The 22903-nt window shown below is 62.2% G+C and carries 19 protein-coding genes and 1 pseudogene; 12 read left to right on the forward strand and 8 right to left on the reverse strand.

The window, feature by feature from the left end; all coding sequences use genetic code 11:
• Together B3H86_RS11520 and B3H86_RS11525 are read right to left on the reverse strand one after the other, a co-directional pair.
• Positions 1-359: pseudogene (locus B3H86_RS11520) on the reverse strand (cobaltochelatase subunit CobT); the annotation flags it as partial.
• A gap of 159 nt (positions 360-518) precedes the next feature.
• Positions 519-3347, reverse strand: coding sequence for a M16 family metallopeptidase (locus tag B3H86_RS11525; protein WP_292054035.1), 2829 nt, complete (start codon positions 3345-3347; stop codon positions 519-521).
• 156 nt (positions 3348-3503) lie between these two features.
• Here B3H86_RS11525 and B3H86_RS11530 point away from each other — a divergent pair, with 156 nt between their 5' ends.
• Both B3H86_RS11530 and B3H86_RS11535 read left to right on the forward strand, forming a co-directional pair.
• Entirely contained in the window at positions 3504-3974 is a 471-nt protein-coding gene (locus tag B3H86_RS11530; protein WP_292054037.1) for a MarR family winged helix-turn-helix transcriptional regulator, read from the forward strand.
• On the forward strand, positions 3971-5068 hold the full coding sequence (locus B3H86_RS11535) for an FUSC family protein (RefSeq protein WP_292054039.1): 1098 nt from the start codon (positions 3971-3973) through the stop codon (positions 5066-5068). The genes B3H86_RS11530 and B3H86_RS11535 overlap by 4 nt, the downstream gene beginning before the upstream one ends.
• 56 nt (positions 5069-5124) lie before the next feature.
• Here the strand turns inward: B3H86_RS11535 and lepA are convergent, their stop codons facing one another.
• Positions 5125-6933: a translation elongation factor 4 gene (gene lepA / locus B3H86_RS11540; RefSeq protein ID WP_292054040.1), complete on the reverse strand. Its 1809-nt coding sequence runs from the start codon at positions 6931-6933 to the stop codon at positions 5125-5127.
• A 162-nt stretch (positions 6934-7095) separates the two neighbouring features.
• Between lepA and B3H86_RS11545 the strand changes: the two genes are divergently transcribed.
• Positions 7096-7512: a TadE/TadG family type IV pilus assembly protein gene (locus B3H86_RS11545; protein WP_292054042.1), complete on the forward strand. Its 417-nt coding sequence runs from the start codon at positions 7096-7098 to the stop codon at positions 7510-7512.
• Entirely contained in the window at positions 7512-9152 is a 1641-nt protein-coding gene (locus B3H86_RS11550; protein ID WP_292054045.1) for a TadG family pilus assembly protein, read from the forward strand. Before B3H86_RS11545 ends, B3H86_RS11550 begins: the two co-directional genes overlap by 1 nt.
• Before the next feature lie 59 nt (positions 9153-9211).
• Here the strand turns inward: B3H86_RS11550 and B3H86_RS11555 are convergent, their stop codons facing one another.
• Positions 9212-10564, reverse strand: a complete 1353-nt coding sequence (locus B3H86_RS11555; RefSeq protein ID WP_292054048.1) for a M23 family metallopeptidase — start codon at positions 10562-10564, stop codon at positions 9212-9214.
• A 374-nt stretch (positions 10565-10938) separates the two neighbouring features.
• On the opposite strand from B3H86_RS11555, the gene B3H86_RS11560 reads away from it, so the two are divergent.
• The 4 genes from B3H86_RS11560 to B3H86_RS11575 all read left to right on the forward strand — a co-directional run bounded on the left by B3H86_RS11560 (position 10939) and on the right by B3H86_RS11575 (position 15449).
• On the forward strand, positions 10939-14205 hold the full coding sequence (locus B3H86_RS11560) for an intermembrane phospholipid transport protein YdbH family protein (RefSeq protein ID WP_292054050.1): 3267 nt from the start codon (positions 10939-10941) through the stop codon (positions 14203-14205).
• Positions 14206-14310: 105 nt separating this feature from the next.
• A complete protein-coding gene (locus B3H86_RS11565) occupies positions 14311-14502 on the forward strand; it encodes a YnbE family lipoprotein (protein WP_292054052.1) in 192 nt (63 codons plus the stop codon).
• Positions 14503-14515: 13 nt separating this feature from the next.
• Complete coding sequence (locus tag B3H86_RS11570; RefSeq protein ID WP_292054054.1) at positions 14516-14872, forward strand: YdbL family protein; 357 nt, start codon at positions 14516-14518, stop codon at positions 14870-14872.
• A gap of 124 nt (positions 14873-14996) precedes the next feature.
• A complete protein-coding gene (locus B3H86_RS11575) occupies positions 14997-15449 on the forward strand; it encodes a COG3650 family protein (protein ID WP_292054057.1) in 453 nt (150 codons plus the stop codon).
• Between the two features lie 13 nt (positions 15450-15462).
• On the opposite strand, the gene B3H86_RS11580 is transcribed toward B3H86_RS11575, so the two are convergent.
• Positions 15463-15600: an entericidin A/B family lipoprotein gene (locus B3H86_RS11580; RefSeq protein ID WP_292054060.1), complete on the reverse strand. Its 138-nt coding sequence runs from the start codon at positions 15598-15600 to the stop codon at positions 15463-15465.
• A gap of 129 nt (positions 15601-15729) precedes the next feature.
• Here B3H86_RS11580 and B3H86_RS11585 point away from each other — a divergent pair, with 129 nt between their 5' ends.
• The 4 genes from B3H86_RS11585 to rplS all read left to right on the forward strand — a co-directional run bounded on the left by B3H86_RS11585 (position 15730) and on the right by rplS (position 20594).
• Entirely contained in the window at positions 15730-17394 is a 1665-nt protein-coding gene (locus tag B3H86_RS11585; RefSeq protein ID WP_292054062.1) for a thiamine pyrophosphate-binding protein, read from the forward strand.
• A 106-nt stretch (positions 17395-17500) separates the two neighbouring features.
• Positions 17501-19369, forward strand: a complete 1869-nt coding sequence (locus B3H86_RS11590; protein ID WP_292054063.1) for a DUF885 domain-containing protein — start codon at positions 17501-17503, stop codon at positions 19367-19369.
• 87 nt (positions 19370-19456) lie between these two features.
• Positions 19457-20167: a tRNA (guanosine(37)-N1)-methyltransferase TrmD gene (gene trmD / locus B3H86_RS11595; RefSeq protein ID WP_292054065.1), complete on the forward strand. Its 711-nt coding sequence runs from the start codon at positions 19457-19459 to the stop codon at positions 20165-20167.
• A 16-nt stretch (positions 20168-20183) separates the two neighbouring features.
• A complete protein-coding gene (rplS, locus tag B3H86_RS11600) occupies positions 20184-20594 on the forward strand; it encodes a 50S ribosomal protein L19 (RefSeq protein ID WP_292054068.1) in 411 nt (136 codons plus the stop codon).
• Between the two features lie 63 nt (positions 20595-20657).
• On the opposite strand, the gene B3H86_RS11605 is transcribed toward rplS, so the two are convergent.
• The 3 genes from B3H86_RS11605 to B3H86_RS11615 form a co-directional block, all read right to left on the reverse strand.
• On the reverse strand, positions 20658-21110 hold the full coding sequence (locus B3H86_RS11605; RefSeq protein ID WP_292054070.1) for a PA2169 family four-helix-bundle protein: 453 nt from the start codon (positions 21108-21110) through the stop codon (positions 20658-20660).
• Between the two features lie 65 nt (positions 21111-21175).
• On the reverse strand, positions 21176-22021 hold the full coding sequence (locus tag B3H86_RS11610) for a tryptophan 2,3-dioxygenase (protein ID WP_292054072.1): 846 nt from the start codon (positions 22019-22021) through the stop codon (positions 21176-21178).
• Positions 22022-22122: 101 nt separating this feature from the next.
• The gene (locus tag B3H86_RS11615) at positions 22123-22644 is read right to left on the reverse strand and encodes a CHAP domain-containing protein (protein ID WP_292054073.1); all 522 of its coding nucleotides are present in this window, start codon (positions 22642-22644) and stop codon (positions 22123-22125) included.
• Positions 22645-22903 lie beyond the last annotated feature (259 nt).

Genomic DNA, 22903 nt, shown 5'->3' on the forward strand with positions numbered 1-22903 from the left:
GCCGCGCGGAGATTGGCGCGCACGCCCGCCAGCTTGCGGGCACCGATGGTTTCCACGCGCGCCTGTTCGATGGCGTCATAGACCTCGGCGGCGGTGCGGTCCTGGGGGCGGGCCTTGGCGTCCACAACAGGATCGTGATTGGCCAGTTTCAGCGCCAGACGGTCGGCCTGGCCGCGTGCTGCCGCGCTTTCGCCCGATGATGGGTCGCGCGGCGGATGCGGCAGGGTCAGCACATTGCCGATCAGCTTGGGGCCGTCGGAGGCGAAGTGAACCTCCAGCTCGGGATGCTCGGCAAGCGCCCGCGCGGCATGCGCCAGCGCGCGTTTGAAGGTTTCCTGCGGTGTCTCGTTGGCGGCCATGCGCCATACATAGACGATGCGACGCGCGGGAGAAGAGGCAAACGCCGTTTGATCGCGCTTCGTCTTTTCAGGCTGCGGTCAGGGGTTGCGCGATAGGAATGAAAAAAGGGGGCCGACCTTTCGATCGACCCCCATAACAAGGTTTAGGTGAAACCCGGATTACTGGGCTTCGCGGACCTCGACCGGAATGCCGAGCGCATCCAGTTGCGGCTTCACCTTCTCGGCGTCACCGACGACAACCCAGACGAATTTCGACGGGTCGAGAACGCGACGGACCGCAGCGTCCATCTGGGCGGCAGTGGTGCTGTTCATGCGCTGTGCGAGGGACTCCTGATAGGTGTCCGGACGACCGTAAAGGTCGTTGCTGCGCAATGCGCCGAGGATGGAACCTGCCGTTTCGATGGAACCCGGCAGCGAACGCGTTTCGCCCAAGATGGTGCGCTCGCGCTCTTCCGGTTTCACGCCCTCAGTCGTCAGGAAGTTATTGTACTGGATCAGCAGGGCCTGGATGGATTCACCCGTGCGGTCGGCCTGGACCGGTGCCACGATGGTATAGGGCGAAGCGCCCTCGTACGGATTGAACAAGCCGCGTACGCCATAGGACCAGCCCTTGGTTTCGCGCAGGTCCGCATTGATACGGCTCAGGAAGTCGGTGCCGACAACCGTATTGCCGAGGGTGAAGACCAGATTGTCGTCCTTGCCCGTGACCGGCAGCACCTTGCCGCCATAGATGATGGACTGCGGCGACTGCGGACGGTTGATCAGGACGATGCGGGCATCACCTTGCGGGACATTGGCGGGGAAGGCCTTCACGCCCTTCGGCGTCGATGGCGCTGTCCAGTCGCCGAAGGCGGCGTTCAGCTGGGCGGTGACTTCCGACAGCGGAAGGTCAGACACAACGAACACCTTGGCATTGTCCGGACGGATCCATTGCTGGTGCTGTTGGGCAATGTCTTCGCGCGTGACGGTGCGAACGCCATCCTCGGTGCCGGAACCGGCACGGGAATAGGGGTGGTTATCGCCATAGATCAGGGCCGAAAAGGCGCGCGAGGCGATGGCCTGCGGTTGGGTCTTCTCGCTGGCCAGACGGGCCAGACGCTGTGCACGCAGGCGCTCGACCTCGCTCGGCGCAAAGGCCGGATTGCGCACGACATCCGACAGCAAGGCCAGCGACGGCGTCAGATTGGTGCTGACGGTCGACAGGTTCGCTATCGTACGGTCCATGCTGTTGCCCACGCTGAGCGAGGCACCCAGGCGTTCCTGTGCCTCGGCCAGAGCCTTGGAGTCACGCGTCGTGGTGCCTTCCTGCATGATGTCGGTCATCAGGGTCAGGGCACCGGGCTTGGCGGCGCTGTCCGCGGAGATACCGGCGTTGAATTCCAGCGCGATGCGGGTGACCGGCACGGTCGTGACCTGCGCATAGACCACTTCGATGCCGTTAGACAGGGTCGCGCGCTGCACGTCGGGGAAGTCCAGATTCTTCACCTCGGCGATGGTCGGTGCAGGATCGCGGGAAACGCGCTGGATTTCGGCGGCCGGTGTCGGGGTTGCGCCCGACGGAGCGGCAGCGGCTTCCACATAGGCCTCACGCTCGCCCGGCAGCACGATCTGGCTGTACACCGGACGGGTCAGCCAGCGTTGCATGGCCGCGCGCACCTGTTGCGGGGTCACCGCAGCCAGATTCTTCAGCTCGGTTTTGTAGTGGTCCGGATCATTGGCGTACAGCTGGCCTTCGGCCAGAGCCGAGGCTTTGCCGTTGGTCTGTTCCAGACCCATGATGCGACGCGAGACAGTCTGGGTGACCACACGGTCGATCTCGTCCTGCGTCGGGCCTTCGTTCAGAAGGCGCTGGAACTCCTGATCCATACGGGCCGCGACGGCCTCATGGTCCTGACCCGGCTTGACCGTGGCCGAGTAGGAGAACATGCCAACGCGCTGGAATGACTGGTTACCGGCCGAAACGCCCGATGCCGTTTGATCGCCGCGCACCAGCGCATTGTCCAGACGCGAGCTGGACAGACCGCCTAGGATCGATGCGGCGACGTTCAGCGCCGGGGTGTCCTCGTGTAGCATGCCCGGAACAGCCCAGTAGCGCGAGACGCGGGCCTGTGCCACGCGGTCGTGGAGGGTTTGCGTAACCGGCGCGGCCAGGGTCGGAACGTCCGCCTCCTTGGGGGTGTTCACCGGGCCGGCGGGAATGTGACCGAAGTAGCGGTTCATCAGGGTGCGGGCCTGCGCTTCGTCGATGTCACCGGCCAGCACCACGATGGCGTTGTTGGGGCCGTAGTTGTTGATGAACCACTGGCGAACGGTGTCCATGCTGGCGGCATCAAGGTCGGCCATCGAACCGATGGTCGAGTGGCGGTAGGGGTGACCTTCGGGGAACAGGTTCTCCAGCACGGCATAGTAGGTCAGGCCGTACGGCTGGTTGTCACCCTGACGCTTTTCGTTCTGGACCACACCGCGTTGCAGGTCGAGGACCTCTTGCGAGACCTGGCCCAGCAGGTGTCCCATACGGTCGGATTCCAGATACAGGGTATATTCCAGTGCCGGTGTCGGCACGGTCTGGAAATAGTTTGTGCGGTCAAACCAGGTGGTGCCGTTCAGCGCGGTCGCGCCTGCGGCCTGTACAGCCTGGATGTGCGAGGTCGGGCTGTTTTCCGAACCGCCGAACATCAGGTGTTCGAAAAGGTGCGCAAAGCCGGTGGAGCCCTTGGGCTCGTCCTTGGAGCCGACATTGTACCAGACGCTTACAGCGACAACCGGCGCTTTGCGGTCTTCATGCACAATGACCGTCAGGCCGTTATCCAGCTTGAAACGCTTCCACGGAATGTCGACGCGTGAGAGCAGCTCGGAAACCGGTGCCCCGCGAAGCTCCTGGGCCTGCGAGGCGGTAGCTGCTGTGACGGCAGTGTTGGCAAGGGCGGCCACAGGTGCGGCCCCCGCCATAAGGGCTGCGATCGCGGCAGATGTCACGAGACGACGCATGGTTGTTCCTTTGCGTTGAGAATGTGGCAGCGACCTTAACCGTCTTGTGCTGGCCTGCAATGCGACACCTGTGAACCTTTCAAAAAGTTCATCTTTGTTTCTGTCTACGACCTAAGGATAGTTTGAAGCTCAAACTATCCGCACTAACTGGCGTGAATGAGTTCGTCAGTATCCCCCGCGCGTTCACGCTTCGGCATCCGCTTTTCCATCGTCGCCCGACGCTGGCGACGTGAGATCGATGCCGCTTTGTCCCTATCCGGAGTGACGGATGCCACGTGGACGCCTTTGGTCCATCTGGACGAGACGGGCGGCGGTATTACCCAGAAACACCTGGCCGGACTGGTGGGGGTGGATGCTTCGACCCTGGTTCGGCTGCTCGACATTCTGGAGGAAAGAAAGTGGGTCGAGCGGCGGCCCGATGCGCATGACGGGCGCAGCCGTCTGGTTTTCCTGACACCTCAGGGGCAACAGCAGGTCTTGGCCATCCGCGCCCGCCTTGAAACCGTAGAGGCTGGCTTTCTGGCCGATATGGACGATGCCGAGATCGAGGATACGCTCGCCCTTCTGGACCGGCTGGATGATCGACTGATGGCGGCACAGCAAGAGCGCGCCGGAGCCGGGCAATGAGCGACCGTATCCGCCGTCGTGACGCCGCACGGATGCTGATTTCCCGTCGACAGGTGTCCGCCTCTTTGGGTGTGGCACGTCCTCCCCAGTGGGAGAACTCCATACTGGCCGGTGCGCAGGCAGCATTTTCGGTGGCGCTGGCGGTATCGCTGGTAGCGGTATCGCCGTGGTCGAACATGATCGGCGCGGCCAGTCTTGGCGCTATGGCGGCGCTGTTCGGACGGTTCGCGCCCAGGTCGCGCCGCTCGGTTGTGGTCGTCTATGCGGCGCTTTGTATGGCGGCTTCCATCGGCATCATGTCGCTGGCGGCGCTGGCCGGACTGTCTGTTCCGGCGCTTCTGGTGCTGCTTTCGATTTTGGGTGGCGTACTGTTGTTCATCTGCACGGTGCTGCGTTTTGGTCCGCCGGGGGCGTTGATCTTCATGTTTGCGGGTATGGCCGGCATGAATCCACCGGACAGCCTTCATGACGTGGGGTTGCGGCTGGCCGCGACGGTATTCGGCGGTGTCGTCGCTGTGCTGTTCTGTGCTTTGAGCGAGTTCCTGCGTCGTGGCGAAGCGACCAACCCGCAGAAACTGCCCACGCTGCGTAACCATCTGGCCGAGTTGTGGCCTGCCATTTTGCGGATAACCATCGGCGCGGCCGTGGCGGGCCTTATCGCCTATGGCATGGGGCAGGCCCACCCCGGATGGGCGGCCATGGGGGCGACAGCGGCGCTGCAGGGCGTCCATCTTCACACCACCTTTCACCGTGCCCTCCAGCGCGTGTTGGGCACGATCGTGGGCAGTGTGGTGATCTGGATGATCCTGTCACAGGAACCGTCGATCTGGACGGGGCTGGTGCTGCTTGTGGCCCTGCAACTGGCGACCGAGGTGGTGATCGGCTTCAACTATGCGCTGGGGCAGGTGTTTGTGACACCGATGGCCTTGTTGATGACCTATCTCTCCAATCCCGGCTCTTCGGGTGCGGCAATGGCTCCGGAGCGTGTTCTGGATACGATCCTGGGTGCTGTCATCGGGGTTCTGATTGCGGTTGTCATCTCGACCCACAACGACCGGCACCACCTTCACCGCCATCATAGCGAAGGACGTTGAGATACAAAAAAGCCCCGGCCTTTCGGTCGGGGCTTTTGATTGGAGATCGGGCGGGATCAATCCTCGTCCATCTTGAGGGCGGCGATGAAGGCTTCCTGCGGAATCTCCACCTTGCCGAACTGGCGCATGCGCTTCTTGCCCGCCTTCTGCTTCTCGAGCAGCTTCTTCTTACGGGTGGCGTCACCGCCGTAGCATTTCGACGTCACGTCCTTGCGGAGCGCACGGACCGTCTCGCGGGCGATGATCTTGCCGCCGATCGCCGCCTGGATCGGAATGACGAACATATGCGGCGGGATCAGCTCCTTCATCTTCTCGACCATGCCGCGGCCGCGCGTTTCGGCGCGGGCGCGGTGAACCAGCATCGACAGGGCGTCCACCGGTTCGGAGTTGACGAGGATGCTCATCTTCACGAGGTCGCCGACCTTGTAGTCGGTGATCTCGTAGTCGAACGAGGCATAACCCTTAGAGATCGACTTCAGACGGTCATAGAAGTCGAACACCACTTCGTTCAGCGGCAGTTCGTAAACGACCATCGCGCGCGAACCGACATAGGACAGTTCCAGCTGGGTGCCACGACGGTCCTGGCACAGCTTGATCACGCCGCCGAGGTATTCGTCCGGCGTCAAGATGGTGGCCTTGATCCACGGTTCGGCAATGCTCTCGATCTGCATCACGTCCGGCAGGTCGGCCGGGTTGTGCAGTTCGATCTCGGTGCCGTCGCGCATACCGATCTTGTAAACCACCGACGGGGCGGTCGCGATCAGGTCGAGGTTGAACTCGCGGCTCAGACGCTCCTGGATGATCTCGAGGTGCAGCAGGCCAAGGAAGCCGCAACGGAAGCCGAAGCCCAGAGCAGGCGAGGATTCCATCTCATAGGTGAACGACGCATCGTTCAGGCGCAGTTTGCCGATGGCGGCGCGCAGGTCGTCAAAGTCTGCGGCATCGACAGGGAACAGGCCGCAGAACACCACCGACTGGACTTCCTTGAAGCCCTTCAGCGGTTCGGCGGTCGGTTTCTTTTCGTCGGTGATGGTGTCGCCGACGGCGGCGTGCGCCACTTCCTTGATCTGGGCGGTGATGAAGCCGACCTCGCCCGGGCCGAGCTGTTCGACCGGGGTGTTCTTGGGCAGGAAGACGCCCACGCGGTCCACAAGATGCGAAGAGCCCGACTGCATCATCTTCACGCGCATGCCGGCCTTCAGCACGCCGTCGAACACGCGCACCAGCAGCACCACGCCGAGGTAGGGATCGTACCACGCATCGACCAGCATGGCCTTCAGCGGGGCGTTGATGTCGCCCTTCGGTGCGGGCAGGCGGGTGACGATGCCTTCCAGCACGTCTTCGATGCCGATGCCGGACTTGGCCGAGCATTCGATGGCTTCGGAGGCGTCAATGCCGATCACGTCTTCGATCTGGGCCTTGACGCGCTCGGGTTCGGCGGCGGGCAGATCGATCTTGTTGAGGACTGGAACGATCTCGTGGTTGTTGTCGATGGCCTGATAGACGTTGGCCAGCGTCTGGGCTTCCACGCCCTGCGAGGCGTCGACCACCAGCAGGGAACCTTCGCAGGCGGCCAGCGAGCGCGAGACTTCATACGCGAAGTCGACGTGGCCCGGCGTGTCCATCAGGTTGAGGATATAGTCCTCGCCATCCTTGGCCTTGTATTTCAGACGCACGGTCTGGGCCTTGATGGTGATGCCGCGTTCCTTCTCGATGTCCATATTGTCGAGCACCTGCTCGGACATCTCGCGCGCGGTCAGGCCGCCGGTGAATTGGATCAAGCGGTCAGACAGCGTCGATTTGCCGTGGTCGATGTGGGCGACCACAGAGAAATTCCGGATGCGTTCGATAGGAGGCGTTGTCATAGAGCGGCGCTTAGCATCGCCTGCGAATAAACGCTACTTCCGCGATGGTCGGCCCGCCCACTGGATGCGGAAACAGGGTGAAGAGCCTCTTCACCATTCCCGATAACGGCGCATTAAGCTCGATAGGAGTTACTGTAACGCTGTTATTTGGAGTTTCCCCCAATGCTTCGAATAGAACAACGTAAACGTGGAGTCCGTCGTGGCTCCATCGCTGTCGAATTCGCACTCGTCTCCCCGATCCTGCTGTTCATGCTGGTCGGGATGGTCGTCTATGGCGGCTGGTTCTGGCTCGCCCATTCGGTCCAATCCTTGGCCTATGAATCCGCGCGGGCTTCGCTTGGAGGCCTGGATGCCGTCGAGCGGCGCCAACTCGCGCTTGATTTTGTCGTCTCGCGCGGCCCGCAGATCGGAGTGCCTGTGTCGGCCTCGAACGTGCAGGTCTCCAGCGACAATCAGGTCGTGTCGGTGAAGATCAACTATGACGTCACCAACCATCCGATCATGGTACTGCGGTCGCTGACCGTACCGCCGCCGCAGAACATTAACCGCGAGGCTGTGGTTCGACTGGGAGGCTACTGATGTGGCCTTTCGGTAAGCGGCTCGGCAGCTTCCGTCAAAACCAGGACGGGGGTGTGGCCATTATCGTGGCTGCGGCCTCGTTCCTGATGGTGGTGCTGGCCGCGCTCGCGGTGGATCTGGGATCGATGGTGCTGAAGGCCCGCGATGTTCAGGGCGCGGCCGATCTGGCCTCGCTTGCGGCGGCGCGTGATTTGCCGCGCGCCCAGCAGGCGGCCCTTGCCACGGCACGGGCCAATCTGGGCAATCAGGTCACGGTGCAAACCACGGTGGGTGTCTATGTCGGCAATCCGGCCGTGGCTCCGAAGGCCCGTTTCACTGCGGGCGGGACACAGCCGAACGCCGCCCGTGTTGTCATCAACGACCGCGCCCAGCTGTATTTCGCCAAGATTTTCGGTTTCGACAGTGCGCCGATCACGCGTCAGTCCACGGCGGCCTTACCCGGCTCCAAGCCTTCGGCCCTGTTCTCGATCGGCTCGCGTCTGCTCAGACTGAACCGCGGCCTGTTGAATTCGGTGCTGTCGAGCCTGCTGGGATCGAACGTCAGCCTCAATGTCATGGACTACAACCGCCTTGTCGGGGCGGATGTGAACCTGCTGGAGTTTGCCGACGCCCTGGCGGTCAAGCTGAATATCGAGGCGGGTGATTATGATGCCCTGCTCAAGCACAATGTCACCACCGGGCAAATGCTGGAAATCCTGCAGGCCATCGCCGACGACAGCGACAAGGCTGTGTTGGGCTCGCTGACAGGTGCCCGTTTGAATGTGCCGATCAAGGTTGGCGATATTCTGGGCGTTGATGCGAATGCGCGTGATGGCCTGAGACGGGCGCTCAATGTCGATATCTCGGCGCTTGAGTTGCTGATGGCCGGTTTGGAAACGGCAAACGGCAATCGGCAACTGGCCCTGAACGGCGATCTGAATGCCATACTGGCGGATGTGAAGATCAAGGTCGCGATTGGTGAAAAGCCCAATAACTCGGCGTGGATCACGGTTTCATCCGGCCAGACCCCGGTGATCAGTACGGCGCAGACACGGATTTATGTGCAGGCGAAAACCAAGAATCTGGTGCCTGAACTTCTGGCGGCCGATCTGCAGGTGTTCGCCGAGGTCGCCTCTGCCGAGGCCAAGATTGTGGACATCCGCTGTAGCGCGACCAATCGCGTGGATGTGGATGCCCGCCCCGGCTTGCTGCGCTTGACGGTCGGCAATGTGACCAACCCCGGCGATCTGGATAATTTCAAACGTCCGATCGACACCGAGGAACTGGTGCTGGCCGAGGTGCTGCTTCTGCCGCTGAAGGTGTATGCCAATGTGGAGAGCAAGGACCGTACGTGGCAGAGGCTGCAGTTCGGGGCCAATGACATCGCCAACCACACGCCCAAAACGGTAAAGGCCAAGGAGATCACCTCCAGCCTGATCAACAATCTTTCCAGTCAGTTGAAGATCCGCTTCCTGGGGCTGCAGCTGGATTGGATCGTGAAGCTGTTGTCTCCGCTGCTCGTGCCGCTGGGCTATATCCTCGACATGATCCTGAACCCGTTGCTGGGCCTGCTTGGCATCGGTCTGGGCGAGGCGGACGTGCGGGTACTGGGCGTGAACTGCCCCGGTGGCGTGGGCGGCATTCCCTATCTGGTGGGATAAACGAAAAAGGCGTGGGGCCTGACCCCACGCCTTTTTTGCGTTGTTCTGAAACCGTCGGTTCAGGCCTTGATGGGACGCAGACCGTTTTCGGCGTTTTGCACGACCGGACGCGATTGGCCGCCAGCGGCGATGATGCGGTCGATGCGGGCCTTTTCGGCACGGAAGGCCGCCAGTTCGCTACCCGACAGGACGGTGCCTTCCTGGGTGCGAACGCTGGCCGGATTGATACGCTGGCCGTTGCGCCACATTTCATAGTGAAGGTGCGGACCGGTCGAGTTGCCGGTGTTGCCGACATAGCCAATGACCTGACCCTGGCTTACGCGCTGGCCCGGACGCATGCCCGAGGCAAAGCGCGACAGGTGGGCATAGCCGGTTTCCAGACCGTTCGAGTGGCGCACGCGGATCCAGTTGCCATATCCGCCCCAACGACGGGCTTCGACGATCACACCGTCAGCCGGTGCGATGATCGGGGTGCCGGTCGATGCGGCGAAGTCCATACCCTGGTGCATCTTGCGATAACCCGCGATGGGGTGGGTACGGTAGCCGTAGTTGGACGAGACGCGGCGGAAGCTTTGCAACGGGGTCCGCATCATGACCGAGCGGACGTTCTTTCCGGTCGAGTCGAAATATTCGACCTTGTTCGAGCCGGGGCGCTGGAAGCGGTAGAAAACGTGACCCTTGAGCTCTGCATAGAGCAGGTCGCCGGTTTCGATAGTGCGGCCCGATTCAGTGACCGAGCGGTCGAAAACGAGGGTGAACTCGTCGGCTGCGCGTACATCGCGCTGCATGTCGAACTTGTGGGCGAACAATTGGCTGGCCTTGCGGACCACAGCCGATGTCGCGCCCAGTTCGCGGGCCGAAGCCGACAGCGAACCTTGAACCTTGTCGCGGGCCACCACCGTTTCGTGGGTGACTTTTTCATCCAGCGAGCGCAGGCGCAGGGCACCGTCAAAGCTGCGCGATACGGTCAGCTGGCTGGCTGGACCGGTGCGCATGGTCAGGCCGATCAGACGGGCATCGCCCACACCGCCACGCGGACGGGCGACAGCCGTCTCAAACTTGGCGCCGGCGCGGATATCCTTGAGGTCGAAGGCGCTGGCGATGGTCGCGGCAACAGCGCTGGCGTCATCGGCGGCGACGCCCGAGCGGCGGACGGCCTGTTCGAAAGTTTCACCACGACGAATTTGAACCGGAACCGCTTCCGGTGCGTTAAGTCCCGCAGGAGCCGCAGCGGCGGCATAGGCCTGTGTCTCGAGATAGGCGGTCTGCTGAGGGGTGAGAACCGGCAGTTCCTCGACCTCGGACGCGGCGAAGGGTTTGCCCGCAACCAAGGCAATGCCTATGGCCGCCACTGTGGTAAGCAGGTGGGGGGCAAGCCGCAACGGTTGGCGGCGAGGATCGAACTGGGCCATGGTTCCCCGGTCTTCGACGACGCTTGAATACGCCCAACGAAATCTGGTTCACGTCTCCTTCCCGTTAGAGACGTAAGCGATCTGTATAGACCGACTGTCTCAGGATGGGAAGTCACGATGTTACATTCGGATAACAAGCGTTACGCTCGTTGCGATTGTTTTCCTTCTAGCCACGCGTTTGTCGGAAATTAGACCCTAAGATGAAAGTCTCATGGTCGATACAACATATCGCCTTCCGATAACGTTAATCTCCAGCCTTAATGGTGCCCTGATTAAGTGGACAAGCCTGTTTTAAGGGCGCTTTTCCAAAGATTTTGAACCTAAGCCTCCGACAGGATTTTCGTTGGGCAACCTGAGACCGATAGAACTGCGCCGTGACCGATCAGAACCCTGAAACCGAGACAGGACAGGCGCAGACCGCAGCGGCATCCGCCGTTCGCCGCCGCGCGCGCAAGCGTCTCGGAACGGGACTGACCGTTGGGGGACTGGTGCTGGCGCTGGGCATGGGCGGGCTCTATGCCGGGCGCAGGACCGTGGCCGAAGAGGTTCTGGTCGGCTGGTTGCACCGTCGCGGCATCCAGGCCGATGTCGAGGTCCAGCGTATCGAGTGGGACGGTTTCACCGGCCGTATTACGGTCGGCAATCCCGATGATCCGGATGTGCGCATCGACAAGGTCGAGGTGGACTATCTTATCGGCCTGCCGTGGATGGCTGAAGGGTTTGGCCTGACACCGCGCCGTGTGGTGCTGGATCGCCCCGTGGTGAAGGCCGAATGGACGGGCAGCAAGCTGTCGTTCGGATCTCTCGACCCGCTGATCGAGGAACTGACGTCGCGCCCGCCGGGCCCCCGCAAGACGGGACCGGTCATATTGGTGCAGCAGGGTCGTGCCCTGTTGGCCACGCCATACGGGGCGGTAACGGCCACCGCCGATGCGCGTCTCAATGACAACCGCCTGGAGTGGCTGAAGGCTTCGCTGATACCGGCGGACCTCAGGCTCAAGGATCTGGAGGCCAGGCAACTGGCTGTGGCGCTGGAGGCGCGCAGCGGGGCCGATGACCTGAACTTCACCATCCAGTCCAAGGCGGGATCATTCAGCGCCGCGTCATCCCGCGGGCGTGAGGCCCGTCTGGATCTGCAGGGCTCCATTCCCTATCCCAAACAGGACATGGCCAAGGCCCGGGGTCCGGTCAGTCTGACCGGCCAAGTACAGGTGGCGTCGCTGGATGGCGATGTCCTGAACGGCAGTGACGTCGTTGCCGATCTTGACTGGAATGGCCAGTTGGACGGCTGGATCGACAAATTCGTTCTGAATGGTTCGGGCTCGGTAGATATGCGGGCCGAAGCCTTGGCGTCGGGCCAGCAAAGCCTGTCAGGTGTTGCGCTCTCCGCGCCCGATCTCAAAGTTTCTCTGTCGCGTGGGCAGCCGGATAGAAATGACGACCGGCTGAATTGGCGCGTTGAGGGTCCGGCACGCCTCCAGACGGCCCGCCTGCGATCCGGCGACGCGGTGGTGCGCGGGGCCGATCTGTCCTCGTCCCGCCTGCTGGCCGGTGGCGATGGCAAGCTGTTCGAGGTGCAGGGCGCATTGGCCTTGGCCGCACAGGGCGTGGATGCCGGAGATCTGAAACTGGAGGCTGTACGCGGGCAGTTCCGTGTCGATGTCGTACGGGGGCTGGCCACCCGAATGGCGGTGCAGGGCGGGTTGGCTGCCAATGGTCGTTTCAGCGGTCTTGGCCCTGTCACTCCCGATGACGCGCCACAGCTGGTCCAGCTGAAAAGGGCGGCGCAGAGTTTCCGCTTCTCGGCACCCGATCTGGCGTTTTCGCAGACCAATCGCGGCAATGCCGTTGTTTTGCAGGCTCCGGTCACGGTGCGCTCTGCCAACGGGGCGGAGCTGAAGCTCGAGGCGTCGGGCGGGCTCATCCTGCAACTGGCAGGGGCATCGACGGGCGGTTCCGCGCGTCTGAGCCTTGCTGGCGCTGATATGCCGACCTTGAATCTGGATATCCAACGTTGGGACGCCGGGCGGAACGGGTTCACGGCCCGTCTGGGCGGCGATGCGCGTCTGGACTTCGATCCCGTACAGGACATTGCGGTCAAGACTGCGGGCGTTCTGTCCGTGCGCAATGGCGTGACGGAATACCGCGCCGATGGATGTTCGGACATCAAGGCCGCCTCGGTCGCCGTCGGGACCAATAGCCTCACGGATCTGTCCGGACAGCTGTGCGCCGAAGGCCGTCCGCTTTTCCGTCTGGGTGGCGGGCAGTGGCAGATGTCCGGGACCTTGCGGCAGACGCAGATGTCGGCCCCGTTCGCGGGCGCGAACCTCGCAGGGGGCAAGGGCCAGTTGCAGATCGCGGGAGCCAAGGGGCAGACGACCCTTCGGCTGGCCAATATCGATGCGACCCTTTCGGACACGCTCGGCAGCGGCGCGGGAGACGATGCCAAGGCCCGCTTCAATCCGGTGCAGGCCACGGGCGATGTCAGCCTGCAGAACGGTGTCTGGGGCGGCGGGCTGAAGCTGGAACGCGAGGGCTACCGTGTCGCGGACCTGAGCCTGGAGCATCGGGTCCAGAGCGGTGTGGGCCGTCTGGATGTCAGCACCGGCACGCTTCGGTTCACGCAGGATGGCCTGCAGCCCTTGGCGATCAGCCCCATGCTGGCTGATTTTATCGGCAGTCCGGCAACGGGGGCGGTCAACCTGTCCGGTACCTTTGGATGGAATGCCGAGGGTGCGACCAGTTCGGGCAAGATGGACATTGTCGATATGTCCTTCGCCACACCTGCGGGCCAGATCGAGGCGCTTAGCGGCCAGTTGGTGTTCACGGATCTGCTGAACCTGACGATGGCCGAGGATGCGACATTTACGGCCCGCAGGCTGAATGCCTTCCTGCCCGTCGAGAACCTTGTGCTGAGGGCACGCACGCGCGGCAAGGCCGTGGCCGTGGATGAAGTGGGTCTGTCCATCGGCGGTGGCCGGGTTCGCGCCAGCAACCTTCTGGTGCCGTTTGACCGCTCGCAGGATGTCACGGGGGTGCTTCACCTGGAACGGCTGGAGGTGAATGACCTGCTGGCCGCAGCGAACCTGCGCGACAAGGCATCCTTCCAGGCTGCGCTGACGGGGGATCTGGGCTTCCGCTATAACGAGCGTCTGGGCTGGCAGATCGAATCCGGCGAGCTGAGCTCTGACAGGGGGCGACTGGAGATTTCGCCTGAGGTCCTGACGGGAATGTCGTCCGAGGGCGGCGAACTGGTCTCTACCGAGACAGACGCCAAGGTCGAGATTCCGCCCAATGCCATGCAGGACCTGGCCTATCAGGCGCTGGAAAATCTGGCGATCGACAGTTTGAAGGCAGAGGTGCGTTCGCAGCCGGGCGGGCGGCTGGGCATCAAATTCGTCATCGATGGCCGCCATGACCCGGGTGTGCGCAAGGAATTGCGGGTTTCGCTGATCGATCTGATCCGTGGCGACTTCATGAAAAAGCGTCTGGATCTGCCGACGGGAACCCCCGTCATCCTGACCCTGAACACCAGCTGGAACGCCAACGAGCTGGCGACAGAAATCTTCAACGTCATGCGCCGTCGGTTCGAGGACAGCCAGGCTGCTGACGTATCCGACCCGCCCGTCCCGAGCCCGTGAACGGTTCCGTCAACCGTTCGTTGAGCTGCTAATTCCATTCACAATCCATTCAGGCGTAGAATGGCTATATCGCCGTTAGCGCATGTATAAACCGGAGATCTGAATATGTTGGACAAACGCCAGTTCACCATCCTCGCCCTGTCAGGGGCGGTGGTCGGTGTCTCCGCTTGCGCGCCAACGGTAAAGGTTGCTTTTGACAAACCGCTTGAGATCAATGCCAATCTCAACGCGAACATCCACATCAAGCTGGACGAAGAGCTTCAAAAGCTGCTCCAGCAAAACCCGAACCTGTTCTGATAGGAGGCATGGAATGGCCTACCGCAAACTTTTTATCGCTGTTGCTGCCGCTGCCGCTCTGGGTGTCGCAGGCGGTGTGATGGCCCAGACCGCAGGCCAGAAGGCTCTGGTCGATGCCGCCAAGGCCGAGGGGACTGTCGGCGAGCAGGCCGATGGATATCTGGGCGTCCGCACCCAGGTCGAGCCTGAGACGCGCGCCGCTGTCGAGGCCGTGAACAATGGCCGCCGCGAGGCCTATACCCGCAGTGCATCGCAGGCTGGCACCACGCCGGCTGTTGCAGGTTCGCGTATGTTCGAGACCCAGCTTCTGCCACGCATTTCGTCGGGCCAGTGGTACCGCAACGCGCAAGGGCAGTGGGTGCAGAAATAAGTCCGCGAACTGTCTGCTAATGATTTGAGAAATGGCCGCTTTCAGGAACAGAAGGCGGCCATTTTGCGTTAAAGAACATTGTGCTGCCTGAGGGGCGGTGCCTTGTATGTCACGGAGATTGACGATGCGTATGGCTGTTGCGATGGCGGCTTTAGGTCTGGCTGTAAGCGCGTGTGGCGCCCAGGATCAGAAACCGGCTGAAAACACCCCGGACGCCGCTGCGCCTCAGATCGCGAACGTCAAGCTTGATGACAACATCCGTGTCGTCGGCAATGAACCGTTCTGGAGCGTCGATCTGGCACCGGCGGGCATCACCTACAGCCGTATCGAGGAGGCGCCGCTCACCGGCGTCGCAGTAAAGCCGGCCGTAACGGGCAATATGGCCGTCTGGGAAACCACCCTCGCTGACAAGCGCGCTCTGACCGTTACCCTGACCGGCACCGACTGCTCGGATGGTATGAGCGACCGCGTCTATCCGCTCGCCGCTATGGTGAAGGTGGGCGAGGAAACCCTTCAGGGGTGCGCGGCCTCGCTCGAGGCACTGGAGCGTGCTTCGGAATCGGGCCGCGTGGAATAAGCCCCGATAGACCTTATCGACGCGCTGAATCCGACGAATTGGTTACGGCACGGCCCGCGGCTTGAACGTCGCGGCCGATGCCTGCAACGGTGTTGCAGGCCGCCGTGGCCAGCGCGATTGCGATTGCGCTCAGTGCGATGATTTTACGCATATTTTGCCTCGATTTTAGACGTCATTGAGAAAGTTCGGGTAGCAACCGCCGTTAGCCCAAGATAGAAGTCGGACTATCGGCTCGGTTCACTTCAACCTGAGCTTTATACTGTTTTCAGACGGATATCCGATGACTGCAACCCCCGTGTCGAGCGCCCGCCGCCTTGTCGAAACCCTTGTGGTGAACGGGATTGATAAGGTGTTCTGCGTACCGGGCGAGAGCTATCTGGCCGTGCTGGATGCGCTTTACGATGTGCGGGACAAGATCGAGGTCATCGTCTGCCGCCACGAAGCCGGTGCCGCCAATATGGCCGAGGCCTATGGCAAGCTGACCGGCAAGCCGGGCATCTGCATGGTCACGCGCGGGCCGGGGGCAACCCAGGCCTCTATCGGCGTGCATACGGCGCAGCAGGATTCCACGCCGATGATCCTGTTTGTCGGACAGATCGCCCTGTCGGACCGCGGACGCGGTGCCTTTCAGGAGGTCGATTACCGCCAGACCTTCGGCACACTCGCCAAATGGGCCACTGAAATCGAAAGCCCCGAGCGCACCGTCGAGATCGTCGAGCGCGCCTTTGCCACCGCCCTGCAGGGGCGCATGGGGCCGGTGGTCATCGCCCTGCCGGAAGATCTGCTGCACGAGGATGGCGGTCCCGCTCCGGTCAAGCCGGTGGTGCCCGCCCGCTCGGCGCTGGATCCGGCCTTCGTCTCTGAGTTGACCGAGCGCCTGTCCAAGGCGGAAAGCCCGCTTCTGGTGCTGGGCGGTTCGGGCTGGAGCGACGAGGCGACGACGGCCATCGGCAACTGGGCCGAACGTCTGGGGATTCCGCTGGCCCTGTCCTTCCGCCGCAAGGACCTGATTTCGAACCTGCATCCCTGCTATGCGGGCGATCTGGGTATCGGATGCAGCCCCAAGCTGATCGAGCGGGTCAAACAGTCGGATCTGATCATCGCCATCGGCGCGCGCCTGGGAGAGAATGCGACCCAGGGCTATACAACGCTGGATCGTACCCGCACGGCCAAGACCCTTGTCCATATCCTGCCGGGGGCAGAGGAGACGGGGCGGGTCTGGGCACCGCTCATGTCCGCGACGGCCGACAACAGCCTTGCCGGTCTGGCCATTGCCAATATCGCGGTGGACCGCCTGTGGCACGATCAGGCCCGCGCGGCCAACGAAGCCTACAAGGCCTTCTCGACGCCGATCGAGACGGTCGGCGCGGTCAATCTGTCAGAGGTCGCGCGTCACCTGACTGTGGGCCTGCCCAAGGATGCCGTTCTGACCAATGGCGCAGGGAATTTCGCGGCTTGGCTGCACCGTTTCTATCACCATCAGTCCCGCCGTGCGCAGGTGGCGCCGACCTCGGGGGCTATGGGCTATGGCTATCCTGCGGCGCTGGCGGCCAAGGCGGTCATGCCCGAACGGATGGTTGTCTGTTTTGCCGGTGACGGCGATTTCATGATGAGCGCCTGCGAGATGGCGACGGCGGTTCAGTACAATCTGCCAGTCATTGTGATCGTGGTGGACAACTCCAGCTTCGGCACCATCCGTATGCACCAGGAGACGCACTATCCGTCGCGGGTCATCGCCACCGACATCAAGAATCCCGACTTCGTCAAATATGCCGAGGCTTTCGGCGCGTTCGGGATCCGTGTGACGGCGACGGGTGATTTCCCCGATGCGCTGGCCAAGGCCTGCGAGGTCAGCCGCCGTGGCCAACCGGCCCTGATCCATCTGATCGCGGACACCGAGCAAATCTCTCCGGCAAAGACCATCACCGAACTGCGCAGCCGCTGAGGTGACTGCGGCGAAGACCCGCATTCATTTCAACTTGGCGTAATCTTGTAAGCTGGTAGCTTTGCTGGGAGTGTGCCCCCGAGGATTTGTAACGAGGGGGAGCGCAATGCGCCGTATTATGATTTCATCGGTGGCGGCACTGGCACTGTATGCCGTGGCCGGAGGTGCTGTGGCCGGGACTATGCCGTCGATTACGGCTTTGTCGTTGACCCAGAGCCAGGCCCCGGGCCAGAACACCCAGAGCGAGGATGCACGCCTCGCTGTCTGGTTCGAGGATGCCTATCAGGCCCGTCTGGCGCTCAGCCCGCAGTCGATGACCGCAATGGGCATGAAGACCGACTACGACAAGCTGGACGACAACTCGCCAGAGGCGCAGGCCCGTGGTCTGGCCCTGGCCGAGGCGCAGCTGGCCGAGCTGAAAGCCACTTTTGATCCGGCCCGACTGTCACCGCAGAACCGCCTGTCGGTCCGCCTGTTCGAGTATCAGGTCGAACAGGGCCGCCTGTCCGATAAATGGCGTGACTGGGGCTTCCAGTTCGCCGCCAACGGCAATCCGACCACCAGCCTGCCGGTGTTCATGATCAACAACCACCGCGTCGATACGGTCGCCGATGCCGAGGCCTATGTCGCGCGCCTGGTCGATACCGAACGCTATATGGGGCAGGTGGCCGACACCCTGCGCGACCGCACGGCCAAGGGCATTGTCTCGCCGATGTTCGTGTTCGAGCCCAGCTTCGAAAACACCCGCGCCGTCATTTCGGGCGCGCCGTTCGCGGGCGAGGGAGAGAACCCCGTCTGGGCGGACATCCAGAAGAAGGTCACCGCCCTCGATACCGACCAAGCGACCAAGGACCGTCTGCTGGCCTCGGCCCGCGAGGCCCTGACCGGCCCGTACAAGCGCGGCTTCGACGCGGTGCTGGCGGCTCTGGGCGAGGCGCAGGCCAAGGCCGACAGCAACGGCGGCGTGTGGCGTCTGCCGGACGGCGAGGCCTATTACAACGCCCGCCTTCAGCTCTCGACGACCACCACCCTGACGGCGGATGAAATCCACAACATCGGTCTGGCCGAGGTGGCCCGTATCCAGGCCGATATGGAGAAGATCAAGGCGCAGGTCGGTTTCACCGGCACCCTGCAGGAGTTCTTCACCTTCATCAAAACCGACCCGCAGTTCCAGTATCCGAACACGCCGGAAGGCAAGGAAGCCTTCCTCGCGCAGGCCCGTGGTCACGTCGAGGATGTGATGAAGATCGCCCCTCAATGGTTCTCGGTTCTGCCCAAGGCGGCGCTGGAAGTCCGTGCGGTCGAACCTTTCCGCGAGGCGACCGCTTCGATCGCCTTCTATATGCGCCCGTCACCGGACGGCTCGCGTCCGGGCATCTACTATATGAACCTGTCGGACATGACGCAGGTTCTGAAGCCGCAGATCGAAGGCATCAGCTATCACGAGGGCGCGCCGGGCCACCATTTCCAGATCGCCTATGCGCAGGAACTTGAAGGCGTACCGTCCTTCCGCCGCTTCGGCGGCTATGGCGTCTACTCTGAAGGCTGGGGCCTGTATGCCGAGCAGCTGGGCAAGGAGATGGGCTTCTATCAGGACCCGTATTCCGACTTCGGTCGTCTCTCGACCGAGCTGTGGCGCGCCGTGCGTCTGGTGCTGGACACCGGACTTCACGCCAAGCGCTGGAGCCGCGAACAGGCGATGGACTATTTCCGCCAGAACTCGCTTCTGTCGGAACGTGACATCGTCAAGGAAGTCGAGCGTTACATCACCAATCCGGGTCAGGCCGTCAGCTACAAGATCGGCGAGCTGAAGATCTTCGAACTGCGCCGCAAAGCCCAGGCCGCGCTGGGTGACAGGTTCGACATCCGCGACTTCCACACCGTAGTTCTGGGCTCGGGCGCTGTGCCGCTCGAAGTGCTGGAAGAGCAGGTGGATCGCTGGATCGCGCAGGGCGGTGGCCAACCGGCCCTGTAAGCCGAACAGGATGAACGCTCGGGGGCGGGAGGTTTTCAGACCTTCCGCCCTTTTGCTTTTGCGGGGGTTCGGCGCTAAAGGCCGCGCATGGCTTTTACCGCAACCGTCCTGACCATGTTCCCCGAGGCTTTTCCGGGCCCGCTCGGCGTGTCGCTGATCGGCACCGCATGGCGCGAGAAGGGGCTGTGGAGTCTGGAAACACTGGACATCCGCGCGTTTTCCGAGGATAAGCGCGGCTTCCTGGACGACACCCCTGCGGGTGGCGGTCCGGGTCAGGTACTCAAAGCGGACGTGGTGGCGCGGGCTCTCGACAGCCTGCAAGGTCCCCCTCGGCCGCTTTTGTACATGAGCGCACGCGGTCGGCCCCTGACGCAGGCGCGGGTTAAGGAATGGGCGAAAGCCGACGGTATCGTCGTGCTGTGCGGCCGTTTCGAGGGGGTGGACCAGCGCGTACTCGATGCGCGCGGGTTCGAGGAGGTCTCCGTCGGAAACGCGGTCCTCGCCGGTGGCGAGGCGGCGGCAATGGTGGCGATCGAGGCGTGCGTCCGGTTGGTTCCGGGGGTCTTGGGCGCGGCGGAAAGCCTGTCGTCCGAGAGCTTCGAGGACAACCTGCTCGAACATCCGCAGTACACGCGACCGCGGACATTCGAAGGCCACGACATTCCCGAGGTCCTGCTGTCGGGCGATCATAAAAAGATCGCAAAGTGGCGTCAGGAACAGCGGGAAATCACGACGCGGGAACGGCGCCCAGACCTCTGGGAGCAGTATCTCGCCAACTTACAGGTAAAGAGCAAATAAGCTCCGGAGATTGACCATGAACATCGTTCAACAGCTCGCTGCTGAAGAAAAAGCCCGCCTGCTCGAAGGCAAGACCATTCCGGATTTCCAGCCGGGCGACACCCTGCGCGTCAACGTGCGCATCAAGGAAGGTGATCGCGAACGTATCCAGGCTTTCGAAGGCGTCTGCATCGCCCGTGACGGCGGCGGCATCAACGAGACGTTCACGGTCCGCAAGATTTCGTTCGGTGAAGGCGTCGAGCGCCGCTTCCCGATCCTGTCGCCGAACGTTGAGTCGATCGAAGTGAAGCGTCGCGGTGTCGTCCGTCGCGCCAAGCTGTACTACCTGCGCGACCGTCGCGGTAAGTCGGCCCGTATCGCCGAGCGTCAAACCGCTCGCAAGGTTTCGGTCCCGACCACCGGCGCTGAAGAGTCGACCGAAGGCTGAGATCGGCCCCAAGGCTGATAATGAAAAACCCCGTCGCGGATGCGACGGGGTTTTTTATTGGCTTCAGGAATGGCCGGTCTGGGCGCTGAGCTCAGCAGCTTCGGCCTCGCTCAGGGGCAGCTGTTCCATGACGCGTCGCACGATGTCGCGTGTCGTTGCCGACAGTTGCGTATCGTCCGCCGCGCGCTGGAACCGCGAGAGGACCTGTTCTTCCGATGACTGGATCAGTTGGTACAGGCTTTCCTTCTGACCCAGAAGCGCCTGTTTGAAACCGGCAAAGGCGCGCGTGGCCTTGGCGAGGATCGAGCCGTTATCCTCGGGCGAGCCGCCACGGGCACGAACCTCGCCCTTCAGGGATTCCGCCAGCGCGAGATATTGCGATGCGCGGCGGTCGAACCATTGGCTGTAACGAGGCTCGGACGTGTCATTGGCGGCGTCTGAATAGCCGTCAGCGCAATCGATAAGAGCCTCGACGAGTCCATTGAGGACTTTGATATCATGGGCATTCGCACTCATGAGCTGACTCCAGCGTTACTCGGGGAATGACGAGAACTCTTGGACGGGCCAGAGGGTTGCCTATCCTAGAGCTTGGTACGCAGGGACCAAAGTTCCGGGAAACAACGGCGTTTTAGTGTCTCGACCAGATAGCCGACGCCATCGGTGCCGCCCGTGCCCTGGCGGCGGCCGATAATACGCTCCACTGTCACAACATGCTTATGACGCCATGTCAGAAGGGCGTCATCCAGATCGACCAGCTTTTCGGCCAGTTGGTAAAGCGGCCACCATTTTTCGGTGTTGCGGTAAACTTCCAGCCACGCGGCCTCGACGCCTTCGCTGGGCTCATAGCTCTGGGAGACATCGCGGTTCAGCACCTCTGGCGGGACCGGCACACCGGCCAGCGATAACTGGCGCAGCGCATCGTCATAGAGGCTGGGCGAATTGAGTGCCTGCACCAGTGCGGCATGGGCTTCGGGGCGCTCGGCATGGAAGCGCAGGAAGCGGGCATCCTTCAGCCCCAGAATGGTCTCCAGACGGCGGAACTGATCGCTCTGGAAGCCCGAGGAAGCCCCCAGATCCCTCCTGAAGCGCAGATAGTCGGCGGGTGTCATGGTGGCTAGGATGTCCCAGCTCTGGGTCATGACAGACTGGATACGGCTGACGCGGGCGAGGGACTTGTAGGCCGGTACCAGATTGCCCTGGCGGATCAGGCTTTGGGCCAGCGCCACTTCGTGCAGGATCTGTTTGAGCCACAGTTCCTTGGTCTGGTGGATGATGACGAACAGCATTTCATCATGCTGGTCCGAGCGGGGTTCCTGCGCGCTCAGCAGCGTGTCGAGGGCCAGATAGCCGGCATAGGTTACGCCTTGCGGTTCGTGTTTGGCGTTCTGGATCGACTGGGCGCGAATGTTGTCGGAAGACTCTGTCATGCGAAATATATCGCCTGATCCGCCGCGGCATGCCAGCCGATGTTGCGCCCATGAAAAAAGCCCCGTCCGATGGCGGGGCTTTTTCAAATCATGACGACCGATCAGTTGGCGTTGTTCTGGGCGGTGTTCTGGGCCAGCTGGCGGCCTTCGTTAAGAGCGGAACGGGCGCTGTTATAAACAAAGCCATAGGTCGGGTAGATGGTGGTGCCGAGCGCATTGCTGGGATTGTACCAGACCTTGACGCGGCTCCAGTTGCCTTCGCTAGAGACGTCCACGACGGTGACGTTCTCTTCGACCTTGCCGCGGCTGCCGCCCCAGTTGGCGTGGGTGACGCGGATCACGCGGTCGGTCAGAACATCGGAGACAACGGCAACGTGACCGGCACGCATACGGCCATGAGGCTGGAAGACAAGGACAGAGCCGGTTTCCGGAGCATTGCCGGTGCGGAACCGGTCAACAGCCTGACGCCACCAGGTCCATGCATCACCGAAAATCTGGATACCCGAGAACATGCGGGCGAAGGTGACGCACTGCCAATAAGGGTCATTAGCCTGTGCAGGTGCCGGGTTAATGGCAAAGAATCCGAGTGCGGCCGCTAGCGTGGCAGCAGTGAGCCGTTTCACCACGTGGCGTGCTCCCCTGTCTGTTGTCTGTTGGTGGCGTAGTGTTAGCGGAACTTTTTACGAGTTTGAAGCAATGTTTCAGACTGTGTCGCAAAAAATCCACAGCGCAATTCTGTAGTTGAGAGGTTAATGGCCTGTTAACCCAAGCATTTTTCGAATCAAAAAACGCTGCTCATTGGTCACACAGGTTTGCATATTTGCGGATGGTAAAATCGGGCGCGACTGCCAATCTGTCCATAATTCGGCACTAGGCGAGGAT

The sequence above is a fragment of the Brevundimonas sp. UBA5866 genome (assembly GCF_002432125.1).
In the GTDB taxonomy this organism is placed as follows: domain Bacteria; phylum Pseudomonadota; class Alphaproteobacteria; order Caulobacterales; family Caulobacteraceae; genus Brevundimonas.

Bases quoted from the DNA above. Each gene is read 5' to 3' on its own strand.
- B3H86_RS11525 (WP_292054035.1), bottom strand. From the start codon at position 3,347: ATGCGTCGTCTCGTGACATCTGCCGCGATCGCAGCCCTTATGGCGGGG.
- B3H86_RS11530 (WP_292054037.1), top strand. From the start codon at position 3,504: ATGAGTTCGTCAGTATCCCCCGCGCGTTCACGCTTCGGCATCCGCTTT.
- B3H86_RS11535 (WP_292054039.1), top strand. From the start codon at position 3,971: ATGAGCGACCGTATCCGCCGTCGTGACGCCGCACGGATGCTGATTTCC.
- lepA (WP_292054040.1), bottom strand. From the start codon at position 6,933: ATGACAACGCCTCCTATCGAACGCATCCGGAATTTCTCTGTGGTCGCC.
- B3H86_RS11545 (WP_292054042.1), top strand. From the start codon at position 7,096: ATGCTTCGAATAGAACAACGTAAACGTGGAGTCCGTCGTGGCTCCATC.
- B3H86_RS11550 (WP_292054045.1), top strand. From the start codon at position 7,512: ATGTGGCCTTTCGGTAAGCGGCTCGGCAGCTTCCGTCAAAACCAGGAC.
- B3H86_RS11555 (WP_292054048.1), bottom strand. From the start codon at position 10,564: ATGGCCCAGTTCGATCCTCGCCGCCAACCGTTGCGGCTTGCCCCCCAC.
- B3H86_RS11565 (WP_292054052.1), top strand. From the start codon at position 14,311: ATGTTGGACAAACGCCAGTTCACCATCCTCGCCCTGTCAGGGGCGGTG.
- B3H86_RS11570 (WP_292054054.1), top strand. From the start codon at position 14,516: ATGGCCTACCGCAAACTTTTTATCGCTGTTGCTGCCGCTGCCGCTCTG.
- B3H86_RS11575 (WP_292054057.1), top strand. From the start codon at position 14,997: ATGCGTATGGCTGTTGCGATGGCGGCTTTAGGTCTGGCTGTAAGCGCG.
- B3H86_RS11580 (WP_292054060.1), bottom strand. From the start codon at position 15,600: ATGCGTAAAATCATCGCACTGAGCGCAATCGCAATCGCGCTGGCCACG.
- B3H86_RS11585 (WP_292054062.1), top strand. From the start codon at position 15,730: ATGACTGCAACCCCCGTGTCGAGCGCCCGCCGCCTTGTCGAAACCCTT.
- B3H86_RS11590 (WP_292054063.1), top strand. From the start codon at position 17,501: ATGCGCCGTATTATGATTTCATCGGTGGCGGCACTGGCACTGTATGCC.
- trmD (WP_292054065.1), top strand. From the start codon at position 19,457: ATGGCTTTTACCGCAACCGTCCTGACCATGTTCCCCGAGGCTTTTCCG.
- rplS (WP_292054068.1), top strand. From the start codon at position 20,184: ATGAACATCGTTCAACAGCTCGCTGCTGAAGAAAAAGCCCGCCTGCTC.
- B3H86_RS11605 (WP_292054070.1), bottom strand. From the start codon at position 21,110: ATGAGTGCGAATGCCCATGATATCAAAGTCCTCAATGGACTCGTCGAG.
- B3H86_RS11610 (WP_292054072.1), bottom strand. From the start codon at position 22,021: ATGACAGAGTCTTCCGACAACATTCGCGCCCAGTCGATCCAGAACGCC.